The organism is Sphingobacterium sp. UBA865, from assembly GCF_002295765.1.
Lineage (GTDB): Bacteria > Bacteroidota > Bacteroidia > Sphingobacteriales > Sphingobacteriaceae > Sphingobacterium > Sphingobacterium multivorum.
Genome location: NZ_DBGB01000031.1, coordinates 156,431 through 169,005, shown reverse-complemented (window position 1 = coordinate 169,005; position 12,575 = coordinate 156,431). Strand labels below are relative to the sequence as shown.

11 protein-coding genes are annotated in these 12,575 nt (G+C 42.7%); 2 read left to right on the top strand and 9 right to left on the bottom strand.

Annotated elements, in window-relative coordinates:
- Positions 1 to 51: 51 nt before the first annotated feature.
- Together B2O97_RS16730 and B2O97_RS16725 are read left to right on the top strand one after the other, a co-directional pair.
- Complete coding sequence (locus B2O97_RS16730) at positions 52 to 672, top strand: 3'-5' exonuclease (protein ID WP_286767706.1); 621 nt, start codon at positions 52 to 54, stop codon at positions 670 to 672.
- 10 nt (positions 673 to 682) lie between these two features.
- Positions 683 to 2,596, top strand: a complete 1,914-nt coding sequence (locus tag B2O97_RS16725) for a DUF294 nucleotidyltransferase-like domain-containing protein (protein WP_070570129.1) — start codon at positions 683 to 685, stop codon at positions 2,594 to 2,596.
- Positions 2,597 to 2,651: 55 nt separating this feature from the next.
- Here the strand turns inward: B2O97_RS16725 and B2O97_RS16720 are convergent, their stop codons facing one another.
- The 9 genes from B2O97_RS16720 to B2O97_RS16680 form a co-directional block, all read right to left on the bottom strand.
- Positions 2,652 to 3,203, bottom strand: a complete 552-nt coding sequence (locus B2O97_RS16720; protein WP_147281985.1) for a hypothetical protein — start codon at positions 3,201 to 3,203, stop codon at positions 2,652 to 2,654.
- Positions 3,200 to 3,433 carry a hypothetical protein gene (locus B2O97_RS16715; protein ID WP_147281984.1) on the bottom strand — a complete coding sequence of 78 codons (234 nt, stop codon included), beginning with the start codon at positions 3,431 to 3,433 and terminating at the stop codon, positions 3,200 to 3,202. The genes B2O97_RS16720 and B2O97_RS16715 overlap by 4 nt, the downstream gene beginning before the upstream one ends.
- Before the next feature lie 6 nt (positions 3,434 to 3,439).
- Positions 3,440 to 3,703, bottom strand: a complete 264-nt coding sequence (locus B2O97_RS16710; RefSeq protein WP_070570132.1) for a hypothetical protein — start codon at positions 3,701 to 3,703, stop codon at positions 3,440 to 3,442.
- Between the two features lies 1 nt (position 3,704).
- The gene (locus B2O97_RS16705) at positions 3,705 to 5,666 is read right to left on the bottom strand and encodes an alpha-L-arabinofuranosidase C-terminal domain-containing protein (protein WP_115046533.1); all 1,962 of its coding nucleotides are present in this window, start codon (positions 5,664 to 5,666) and stop codon (positions 3,705 to 3,707) included.
- Positions 5,667 to 5,771: 105 nt separating this feature from the next.
- The gene (locus B2O97_RS16700; protein ID WP_236560294.1) at positions 5,772 to 7,316 is read right to left on the bottom strand and encodes an alpha-N-arabinofuranosidase; all 1,545 of its coding nucleotides are present in this window, start codon (positions 7,314 to 7,316) and stop codon (positions 5,772 to 5,774) included.
- 10 nt (positions 7,317 to 7,326) lie between these two features.
- Positions 7,327 to 8,475 carry an aldose epimerase family protein gene (locus B2O97_RS16695; RefSeq protein ID WP_201640069.1) on the bottom strand — a complete coding sequence of 383 codons (1,149 nt, stop codon included), beginning with the start codon at positions 8,473 to 8,475 and terminating at the stop codon, positions 7,327 to 7,329.
- A gap of 94 nt (positions 8,476 to 8,569) precedes the next feature.
- A complete protein-coding gene (locus tag B2O97_RS16690; RefSeq protein WP_070570138.1) occupies positions 8,570 to 10,270 on the bottom strand; it encodes a sodium:solute symporter family transporter in 1,701 nt (566 codons plus the stop codon).
- A gap of 69 nt (positions 10,271 to 10,339) precedes the next feature.
- A complete protein-coding gene (araA, locus tag B2O97_RS16685; protein WP_070570341.1) occupies positions 10,340 to 11,842 on the bottom strand; it encodes an L-arabinose isomerase in 1,503 nt (500 codons plus the stop codon).
- Positions 11,843 to 11,879: 37 nt separating this feature from the next.
- Positions 11,880 to 12,572, bottom strand: coding sequence for an L-ribulose-5-phosphate 4-epimerase (locus B2O97_RS16680; protein WP_070570140.1), 693 nt, complete (start codon positions 12,570 to 12,572; stop codon positions 11,880 to 11,882).
- Between the last annotated feature and the right edge of the window lie 3 nt (positions 12,573 to 12,575).

Sequence of the window (12,575 nt, the reverse complement as noted above, 5' to 3'; positions counted from 1 at the left end):
TATCCTGCAACAAATTTTGATTACTTTTAATTATTAATTACCGACAATTCATTGAAAAAATATTTGCTATTCTTAGATACGGAAACATCTGGTTTACCGAAAAAATGGAACAAGAGTTATATGGACAGTGACAATTGGCCCCATATTTTACAATTGGCCTGGATCATCTATGACGAAGAGCAACATGAAGTTAAACGAACCAATAAATATATTTATGAGCCGTTAATACCAATCAGTCCTGCATCCGAACAGATTCATGGATTGACACCACCTTTTCTAATGAAATATGGTGAGAAGAAAAAAGACGTATTACGGAAATTCAGTCATGACATCAAAAAATATAAGCCGCAGTTAATCGGCCATTTTCTATCATTCGACCTGCAGGTATTAGCAGCCGAATTCTATCGATCCAACTTGGCTATTCCATTTCATAACTTAGCATATTTTTGCACCTTGTTGCATAGCAAAAAATACGTTCGGAATCCGAATATGGTACATCTTCCACTTTCATCGCTACATGAAACGCTATTTTCGAGTCCAGCGACCGAAATGCATAATGCAGAAAAAGATGCCGAGATTACCGCTAAATGTTATTTTGAAATGATTCGAAAAGTTGAATTATCCGAGCAGGACATACAAAATCAGCAAGCTGAATTCGAAAACATCTGTTAATGTAACTTCCATGAAAAACCCCGACGCTATACCACGCCTACTGAAATCGACTCAGCCATTTCAAATTCTGCCCGAAACCCTACAATTGAGTATCGTCGACAGATTCAATGAACATCGTTTTTCCAAAGATACCTTAGTTTATCGGCAGAACATTACGGATATGGATGGTGTTGATTTAATCCTCGAAGGTGAATATGAAACGTTCTTTCTGGATGTTTCCGATAATAAACGATTGGTCGAAATACACCATAAGCCGTATTGTTTTGGTGGAATATCAGTCTTATTAAACCGAACAAAAGCACTCAAGTCTGTTATTGCGAAAAAAGGTACAATTATTTATCGTTTACCCCGAAAAGACTTTATTGAGTTGTGTAATGCGAATGAAGAGTTTTTCCATTTTTTCACCAATTCCTTTGGAAAAAGAATGTTAGATGAGGAGTTTTCTCATTTTGTGAAGTCGCCAGCTTCCTTTGAGGAAAGCTACTTTGCGGCAGACCAACTCTATTCGCGCAAAATTGAGCATATTACCTATAAAGATATCGTATCCTGTACACCCGATACCCCCATCTTTGAGGCTGCACAGACCATGGCGAAACACAAGGTAAGCTGCATATTTATTAAAAAGGAGGAGCAGATTCTCGGCTATGCAACCGATATTACCTTAAGAGACAATGTCGTGGCCCAGCAGATTCCGGCAACACAATCTATCGCGCAGGTTATGGATAACCCCATTGTCAGTATTTCCGATCAGGCCTATCTTTACGAGGCGGTACTGATGATGTTCCGCACGAAATCGAGGTATCTCCTTGTCGAGAAGGCGGGCAATTATATCGGTTTCCTTAGTCGAAATCGGCTATTGAGTGAACAGGGGCAGTCTCCGCTCGTATTCATTCAATCGGTTAAACTCGCCGAAACGCTGGATGAGTTGCGTGAAAAATGGAATAATGTTCCCGAGATTATTCACCAATTGCTCGGTAGGGGTGTAAATGCCGAGATTGCGAACCAGGTCATCACGACCGTTGCCGACAGTATTGCCCTTAAAGTAATTGAAAAAGTGATCGGGGAAATGGGCGAGCCACCCGCCAAATTTGTGTTTATGGTAACGGGCAGCGAAGGAAGGAAAGAACAAACGCTAATGACCGACCAAGATAACGCCATTATTTATGAAGATAAAGCAAACGAACAACGGGAGCTCGTACGCGCGTATTTCCTCAATTTTGCCAGTCGCGTGTCGGATCATCTCAATACCATCGGTTTTAGCTACTGTACCGGTGGATATATGGCCAGTAATCCCGAATGGACACATTCGCTGTCGCATTGGAAGAAAAATTACAAGAAATGGATTGAAGAGAGCATCCCCGAGAATGCGATTAAATTTTCGACCTTCTTCGACTGTAGGCGATTATATGGTGACCAGGGCATTATTGATCAACTCAAAGAATTTCTCAATATTGAGCTACAAAAACCCAACGAGCGTTTTTTTACGTTCATTGCAAAGAATGCGCTGCAATATGAACCGCCGCTCACATTTTTCAAGGCAATAAAAACGCAAACAATAGGTTCTTCTGAAGTCTTCAATATCAAGAAAGCGATGACACCCATTGTTGACTTAGTCCGGGTTTACGCACTGCAAAACAGAATTTATGAAGAAAATACCGGTGGTAGGTTGAAACAGCTCCTTGAATTGGGCATCTTCACACAAGAACAGTACGAGGAATTAAATCAATCCTATTATTACCTGATGTCGATCCGTTTAAAAAATCAGGCCAACCAGATCCGTATCGCTAAACTGGCGCCCAACAATTATGTACCTATCGATAGCTTAACCAATATCGAAAAGGCGACAATTAAAGAGATCTTCAAAACAATCCATAATTTTCAACTCGGTATTAAGCTGAAATTCACTAGCAATTTATTTGGTTAAGTACCTTATTGCCATATAAAGGCAATAAGGTACGAAGATCAGCGCTAACGCGCTTCTATTTTTTTGGGAAAGACAAATCAAACTGCCAATGCTTTGCTAATCGCTGCAACTCTTGCTTTGTTATTGGGATGACAGCACCATGTTTGGGCGAAGTGAAATTAGTAGATTTCATTTTACCTGCATTAAAGTGTCCCAGATCAACAAAATTTTTAAAATCTGTGGTTTCACTGAAGCCAAAATTATGTGGTGATATCCCATAGATATCATACATTAACACCCATTTTTCTTCCCCTATCCTTTTCCACACATTCGGAGCTTCACAGGCTTCTGGCTCAGGGTCATAGAAACGATCATCATACTGATAGGGTCCATTCGGGTGGTCTGAAACAGCTTGCTTAATGCCTGGAACACCATCATGGGCAACATAAAAAAGATGGTATTTATTCCCCACCTTCGGCATATCGCCATCGATATAATTTTTATTTGATTTGGGGTATTGAAACAAAAGCTGTGGTTCTGATTCAAATGCTGTGAACTCCTTATTTAAGTAGGCATAGTAGAGCTGATTCAGTCCATTGCCAAACCGCATCGTAAAATAGATCATCATTTTACCATTCCGATCATCATAGATGAGTTCGGGAGCCCAAAAGGCGCCAACATTTTCCCAGCCTTAAAGGCTTTCTCCAAGTAGAGCTCCGTATGGGTCCATTGAATTAAATCAGCCGATTTCATTAAGACAATACCGCGGTTGTTACCCCATCCAAATGCGACTCCGTCGCGCTCCCATTCCGTATTTCTATACCCTTGCTTTTGTCCGTAGATATGTAGATCCGTCATGACCATTTAAAAATAACCATCTTTTCCACGCATGATATAGGGATCGCGAATACCTTTCTGCTGTGCAATGCTATCACCAGCAATGGTCGGTTTTCCTTTATTGATATCGGTGAAAGAATAGCCATCCTGACTGACAGCAACATACAGACCATGGCTTTCATCCTTAAAATAAACCATGAGGTAAGCAGCCAGATCCGATTCCTTCACCTGTGCAAACAAGTTATGCACAAATAGCATCAGGGTTGTAAAAATGAGTATGCGGATATTCATCTTATTTTACGGTCAATTTTATCAAGGTCAAGGAGTAAGGTTCAAATGTTTCAACAATTGTCTTCCCCTTATAAGTTATTGTATTTTGCTTTGGACGGATATTCAATGGTTCCTCGATACTGTTACTCTGGTTTAAGTTGGCGTTGGCCAAGGTGATTTTCTCTGCTGTCGCAGCAGGCTTTTTCTTCGAATTTATGGCAAGGTTCACTTTCATCGGCTTACTATTGTAATTGACGACTTTCACGATAAGCTGTTGCGCAACGGCATCAAATACTGCAGAAGCATATAGGCTATCTTTGCCCGCTACGAATTCACCATCCCGTTTGATCGGAACAATACTTGTCCCTTTATTGGTCGCATATAATTTTTGCACGTGGTAGCTCGGTGTTCCATATACCTGCAAGTTATCCACCCAAATTAAATCAGGTGACCACTGCCAGCCTTCGACATGACCGAATAATGGCGCGTAAGATGCCATTTCCACTACGTCGCCATTTCGTTCCAGGCCCGTCATGAAAGCGGCTTCCGAGAGGGCCGCCTCCCAGGTACTTTTGCCAGGACCGTTTGGTCGTGTGGTATGCGAAGCGTATTCCCCTGCGAAGATTTTCACCCCATTTCTAGGGTAATTATCATAACGATTGGCGCTCGACAGAAACCAGGATGGTGGGCGGTAATAATGTTCATCAATGATATCGATATTCATCGCCCGCAGTTTATCATCTAAGAAGTCAAAACGATCTCCTTCGGGATCGGTACCCGAACTGGCGATAATTTTGATCTCCGGATGTTTCTCGTTTAACGCTTTCTTGAAGACGGTTAACCGCTCGATATATTGCGGGCCCCAATTTTCATTTCCAACGCCCAACATGCTGAGGTGGAAAGGCTCAGGATGCCCCATATCCGCTCGTAATTTTCCCCATTTTGTAGCTGTTGTGCCGTTAGCAAATTCAATCAGATCCAAAGCGTCTTGAACATATGTATCTAACTCATCTAAGGGTACCACTTCACCGGTATTAAATTGGCAGGCCATACCGCAATTGAGAATTGGCACCGGAGATGCGCCAATATCTTCCGCCAGCAAAAAGTATTCATAAAATCCTAAACCGAAGGTCTGAAAATAATCAGGTGTCAGACGATGGCTAAACTCGGTATTCCAGCGGTTGATAATCAATTCCCTTTCCGTTATTGGTCCAACCGTTTTTTTCCATTGAAACCGATTGGCCAAATCTCTCCCTTCAACAATACAGCCGCCAGGAAAACGGATAAAGCCGGGTTTCATATCGGCAAGCATCTGAACCATATCTTTACGTAAACCCTTCGGTCTACCTTTCCAGGTGTCTACTGGAAATAACGAAAGCATATCGACGTCTAACGTACCTGTCCCTGTAAACCACACATTTAATTTGGCTTTATCTGTCGTTTGGTTGGCAGGAAATTTGACTGCAGCTTCAGACCATGATCCGACGGATTCAAGCGGAAGTTCAGCTGTTCCAATAACTTTATTCTGTTGATCGAGCAGTTCAACATGGATTTTCATTCCTTTAGCTGCACTTTGGTATTGTACTGAGAACTCATATGCTGCACCCGCTTTCACTCCCATTCCTCTAAAGCCTTCATTTTGTAGACCTAATTTCAGGTTAGCTGCACTATGTATCCTTAAATAACGTTTGTTCCCTTTACGTTTGCCATCGTTTAGTAGCAGGTAGCTTCCCTCAGGACCATTTTCGAGCTTTTTCCAGCCCATCCAAGGCTGATCAAACTCAAATGATCTATTCTTTACCAATTCTGCATAGATTCCCCCATCGGCACCAAGATTGATATCTTCAAAAAAGACGCCCCACATATGCGGCGATATGTTGCCTGTAGGTTTATCCAACGCAACATTTAATGTTATAGGTGACTGCGCCAATGCTGAAGAGCCCAAGCTCGCTAACAGTAACAGTGTTGACAGTACTCTTTTCATCCCTATATTTATTTTTTCAACAATAATTTATTATTTCAGGTTTTACACCAGCTTTAACAGCACAAATAGGGTAACACGACATGACAACCCTATCAAAATTAGCTGTTATATTAATTCCAATACAATAACTGAAAATGCAGGAATGTCCACTTCAATTGTACCATTTACAACCTTTGCCTTATTGTACACAACAGGTGCAATTGTTGCGGGTTTCTTAAAGGAATTATAATCGCGTAGGTTGTCCGCGGTAAGTATTCGACCTGTTACTTTTCCAGCTTTCACCGAACCCAAATCTACCTTTACCTTATTATTCTTTTTCGGATCAATATTTACTAAGGAGATATGTGTACGACCTTGCTGATCTTGAGAGGCTGAAACCGACACGGCCGGAATTTTTTCTTGGTTAAATTCAAAATCCGTTGATTGAAGGGAAATAGGAATTAACTTGGCATCCTGATGTACCTTATACATTTCCATCACATGATAAGTCGGCGTCAAAATCATATTCTTTCCTTCTGTCAGGATAACAGCTTGCAATACATTCACGGCTTGGGCAAGATTGGCCATCTTCACCCGGCGAGCATGATTGTTAAAGATATTGAGTGTCATTCCTGCAATCATGGCATCACGCATGGTATTTTGTTGGTAGAGAAAGCCCGGATTCGTGCCAGGTTCTACCGCATACCAGCCGCCCCATTCGTCTACGATCAGATCCACCAGTCCTTTCGGATCATATTTGTCCATGATGGCGATATTCTTTTCCACGAGCTCATTCATAAACCAAGCTGATTTCATGGTTTTAAAATACTCCTCCTCCGAATATTGCGTTGCAGAGCCCTTGTCGTCCCAGTTGATCACGGCATAGTGATGAAGTCCCATGCCTTTCATCAAACCACTTGGAATTTTCTTCATCAAAGTCTCCGTCCAATTATAATCGGCACTATTGGCTCCCGAGGCGATTCGATACAAACCGCTTCCATTGGTCCAGTCCGACATAAACGTGGCGTATTTGCGGTAGATGTCTGTATAGTAATCGGCAGTCATATTTCCGCCACAGCCCCAGGCTTCATTTCCTACGCCCCAGAATTTCACCTTCCAAGGCTCTTGCCGACCATTTTTTCGTCGCCAATCCGACATGGGGCTCTCGCCTTTAAAATTCACATATTGAACCCAGTCGGCAAGTTCCTGCACCTCACCGCTCCCCACATTTCCCGCCAGATAAGGCTCTGCACCCAACAATTCACACATATTGAGAAAATCGTGTGTACCAAAAGAGTTATCCTCTGTCACGCCGCCCCACCAATTGTTTACGATAGCAGGACGCTGGGCTTTGGGGCCAACGCCATCCTTCCAATGATACGTATCGGCAAAACATCCTCCTGGCCAACGCAAATTGGGAATATTCAACTTCTTAAGAGCTTCGATGATATCTTTCCGGACGCCGTCAGCATGGGGAATCGAATCATTTTTCTCACCGACATAAAATCCATCATAAATACAGCGTCCCAAATGTTCGGCAAAATGTCCATAGATATGTCGACTTATAATCTGCTCCTGCTGTGGTGTTTCCAATCTTACACTACTCTGTCCATACAGTAATCCAGTGGCCAGCGTAAAAACAACGCCTAATTTTAATCTTAGCTTCATCATATCGATTTTATTATTTCACACTAAATTGATAGGTTGTCTTTGAACTATATTTTTCGCCAGGTTTTAACACCGTTGACGCAAAACTGGGGTGATTTGGTGCATCTGGAAAATGTTGTGTCTCCAAGCAGAAGGCAGAACGGAATGGATACACTTTTCCCTCTTTCCCTTTAGGATCCGAATCCTTCATAAAATTACCGCTGTAAAACTGCAAGCCTGGTTCGGTTGTGTAGATGTCCATTTCAATACCTGTCTTGGTAGCATACACCTGTGCGACCTTCTGGAAACCATCCTTCTTGTTGAGTTCAAAATTATGGTCATAGCCCTTTCCAATCTTCAGTTGAGCATTTTGATCTTCAATACGAGCGCCAATGCGTGTCGGTTTGGTAAAATCGAATGCGGTGCCCGCGACAGGCAAGCTCTTTCCTGTTGGGATCAAGGTATTATCAACTTCGGTAATTGCCTTTGCATCAATCTGAAGTTCATGATCCAAAATAGAAGAATCTCCGGCTCCATTGAGGTTAAAATACGCATGGTTGGTCAGATTTAAGACCGTCTCTTTATCTGTTGTCGCCTGATAGGCTATGGCCAAAGCACCATTGTCATCCAGGGTGTAGGTAACCTCCATCTTGACCGTTCCTGGATACCCCGCTTCTTTATCAGGTGAGGTATAGGCTAATGTGATTGATGTATTAGTGCTACTAACAACATCCCACACCTTATTGTAAACGCCATTGGTACCGCCATGAAGTGAGTTCTCGCCATCATTCTTTTCCAACGTATACACCTCACCATTCAGTTTAAATGATGCTTTCCCGATCCGGTTACCATAACGCCCTACAATGGCGCCGTAAAAATTATTATAGTTATCCTTGTATTCTTTGGCCGAATCATAGCCCAAAATCACATCAGTCGCTTTACCGTTCTTATCCGGGACTTTTAAACTCACCAGACGTGCACCATAATTTGTCAACGTAATGGCGAGTTTGTCGTTCTTGAGCTGGAACAGTTTAACTTCTTTACCATCAATCTGACTGTCGAAAGCAGGGCTGGAAGTAGAATCAGCCATCGTTGCTGCTTGCTTATTTTGAGTTGATGAAGATTGGCAGCCATAGGCCAATGAAGCACAAGTCAACAAACCAATAATAATTTTCTTATTCATCTGTAATTAAGTTTTACCCCATCGGTCTGATGGAGGCTTCCTAATTTTCATTAGGAATGGTTCATAATTTTTTAATTATTCAAATGGCAACATTCTACCAAAAACGCACGTAGATAGCGGTCACCAACAATAAAGTCACAACAATTAATGCCAATACGGATGGTTCTACTTTAAACATCGACCGATCCAATACAAAAGCTTTTGGATTAACCTTTGGTCCAAATAAGCTCACAGCAATCATAGCAATCATTGTAAATACAAATGCGAGTCCCATACATATCTGGAATGGTATTTCATAAACGCCCGCTTTGTTGAGATATGCCGTATAGATCCATGTCTCTGGTCCGAAAACCTTTGTTGCAAACTCATTGAAAAATATAGACAACGCAAATCCCGTAACAAGGCCTGTAATGGCGGCTGCACCTGTCGTCCTTTTCCAAAACATTCCTAGCAAAAACATCGCAAAAACACCTGGGCTGATGAAGCCTGTATATTTTTGGATAAAAGTAAATCCGCCGGCACCACCGATGCCCAGCGCATCATTCCAGGTAAACAAAACAGAAAGTAGAATAGAGATCACGATGGTTATCTTTCCAACCCACACCATTTTTGCTTCGCCCGCATCTTTATTGATGTATTTTTTAAAGATATCCAATGTAAAGATCGTTGCGATACTATTGGCCTTTCCGGCCAATCCGGCCACAATAGCCGCTGTAAGCGCCGCCAGCGCAAGCCCTTTCATTCCATTGGGCAGATAGCCCAATATCGCTGAATATGCATTATCGGCGTGAAACACTCCTCCAGGAGCCATTTCGTGTTGTAACGCACCATTTTTGTATAGCACATAAGCGGCTATCCCTGGAAGCATAACGATAATTGGCATAAACAATTTTAGAAATCCCGCAAAAAGAATCCCTGTGCGTGCAGTCTTTAGATCGGCTCCCAAAGCGCGTTGTGTGATGTATTGATTACAACCCCAGTAATTTAGGTTGACAATCCAGATTCCGGCAAGGTACATTCCTATTCCAGGCAGCATCAGATACTTATTGATATCTTCCTGACTAGCTCCTGGCCCTGGTTTATCGACAAATAGGTTAAAATGCTCCGGCGAATCTTCCATCAATTTATTGAATCCAGCCAAGGCGTCTTGTCCCAAACCAAAATGTTCACTGACCAAGGTCAATGCCACATAGGTCGTCGCTATACCGCCAATAATTAATACAACAACCTGAATAACATCTGTAAAACCAATAACACGCATTCCGCCTAAAGTAATAATGACGGCAAATACGGCTAAAGCAACTGTAATGGTGTGGAAGCTGTCGCCACCTCCGGCCATACTCGAAATGGCAATTGCCCCGAGATACAGGATAGATGTCAGATTGACAAAAACATACAAAAACAACCAGAAGATTGCCATGATGAGACTCGTCGTTTCATTGTATCGGTTGTTCAAAAACTGAGGCATCGTGAAAATCTTGTTTTTCAGATAGACCGGAATAAACCAAACCGCAACAATAATTAACGCTACCGCAGCAATGAGCTCGTAAGCAGCTACAGCAATACCAACCTCAAATCCATTGCCGCTCATGCCAATAAACTGTTCAGCAGAAATATTCGATGCGATCAATGAAGAGCCTATGGCCCACCAGGTCAGTGATCCTTCTGCCAGAAAGTAGTCCTTGCTGCTGCTTAAACTATTCGTCTTTTTACGATAAATCCAATAGCCATAGCCGGCTACAATAAAGAAGTAAATTACGAAGATGATGTAATCTACCGTTGCAAATTTTTCCATATTTCCCAAATTGGTTATTATCAATAAGCCATTTATACCGCGAAGAACAGGTATAAATGGCTTAGGTTATTATTTACCCAGTAAATAATAGAGTTCATTCCATTTCAATTGGTCTTCGAGTCTTGCTACCGTAGTGTCCTCGTCGATCAATACATATTCTAAACCCGCCATACGTGCAAAATCTTCCAGGTATTCGGGTGTTAAGCTCAAACTGTAGGCAGTATGGTGCGCACCCCCAGCCACAATCCAGGCACTGCAACCTGTTTTCATATCGGGCAGCGGTTTCCATAACACCCGTGCGACAGGAAGTTTAGGGAGTTCTTCTTCTACAGCAACACCTTGTACTTTGTTCACGATCAAACGGAAACGCGTTCCCATATCGACCAAAGAAGCATTCAATGCATCACCACTTTGGCCATTAAAAACCAAGCGAGCAGGATCTGCCTTGCCGCCAATGCCTAGTGGATGCACTTCTATTCGTGGTTTTCCAATTGCCAATGCGGGGTCCACTTCCAACATGTGTGAGCCAAGTACCATGGGATTCTGCGGATCAAAATGATAGGTGTAGTCTTCCATAAATGCCGTCGTACCCGGTAATCCTGCTCCCATTACTTTGCAAGCACGCACCAAAGCCGGCGTCTTCCAATCCCCTTCACCGGCAAAACCATACCCCTCAGCCATTAAACGCTGTACCGCCAGGCCCGGAAGTTGTACCATGCCATGCAGATCCTCAAAAGTATCCGTAAAACCTTTAAAGTCTCCTTGTTCCAAAAACTTCCGTAGGCCAATTTCTATCTTAGCAGCTTCGATGAGGTTAGCACGATATTCACCGCCAGCTTTCACATTTTCGGCTAGCTCATAAGTTGCTTCGTACTCTGCTAATAATGCCGCGATTTCCGCTTCAGTGCTCGCATTAATCACCTCCACTAGATCCCCAATGGCATAGGTGTTTACAGCGAAACCAAATTGCGACTCTGCCTCCACTTTATCGCCATCTGTAACAGCCACATAACGCATATTGTCACCGAAGCGTGCAAATTTGGCTCCTTGCCAGTCATGCCAGCCTGCGGCTGCACGCGCCCAAACATTAATCCGTTCCAATACTTCCGCATCTTGCCAATGGCCAGTGACGACTTTACGCGCTATTTTTAAGCGGCTAACGATATGTCCAAATTCACGATCCCCATGCGCACTTTGGTTAAGGTTCATAAAATCCATATCGATACTATGCCACGGGATATCCTGGTTGTACTGCGTATGCAGATGCAACAATGGCTTTTGCAACGCTTTTAATCCTCGGATCCACATCTTTGCAGGTGAAAAGGTATGCATCCAAGTAATGACCCCAATACAATTTTTTTCACTATTGGCGGCTGCCAATGTTGCATAAATCTCGTCTGTATTTTTTACGATCGGTTTATATTTTACCGCTACCGGAATCACCGCTTGGGTATCTAAATAATGGGCTATTTCTTCAGCATGTAGGGCCACTTGTCGCAAGGTCTCTTCACCATAAAGGTCTTGGCTTCCCACGACAAACCAGACTTCAAGCTCTTTTAAATTGATATTCATGTAAATTGTAGTTTTTGCTATAGATTTTTTATTAAAATTATTGACCATAATAGGCATTGGCCCCATGCTTCCGCTCGTAATGCTTTTTGACCAGCGCAGACTTTAATCGAGGTGCATTCGGGTTGATCTGTTCTGTCAACCAAGCCATTTTCGCCACCTGTTCCAACACCGCACTGTTATAGACAGACTTTATTCCGGTTTTACCCCAAGCAAACGGCGCGTGGTTGCCAACCAGAATCATTTCCACTTCTTTATAGTCCAGCTTATTTTCGACAAAGTGATTGATAATTTGAAACCCCGTTTCATGTTCGTAGTTTCCGGCGATCATCTCATCGTGCATTGGTGGGGCACAAGGAATATCGACGGTCAAATGATCGGCATGTGTCGTTCCAAAAATGGGAATATCCCGCTGTGCCTGTGCCCATGCTGTCGCATAGGTGGAGTGTGTATGTGTTATACCGCCAATCTCTTTCCACTGTTTATACAATAGGGCATGGGTTTTCGTATCTGATGATGGCCGAAGATTACCCTCAACCACATGACCATCAAAATCTACAATCACCATATGTTCCGGTGTAAGCTCCTCATAAGGGACCCCACTGGGTTTAATGGCAAAAACTTCATGGTGACGGTCAACAACACTCACATTTCCAAATGTAAAAAGCACCAATCCCAGCTGGGGCAATTGCATATTGCAATGGTAGGCTTCTTCTTTAATTGAATTATACATGAT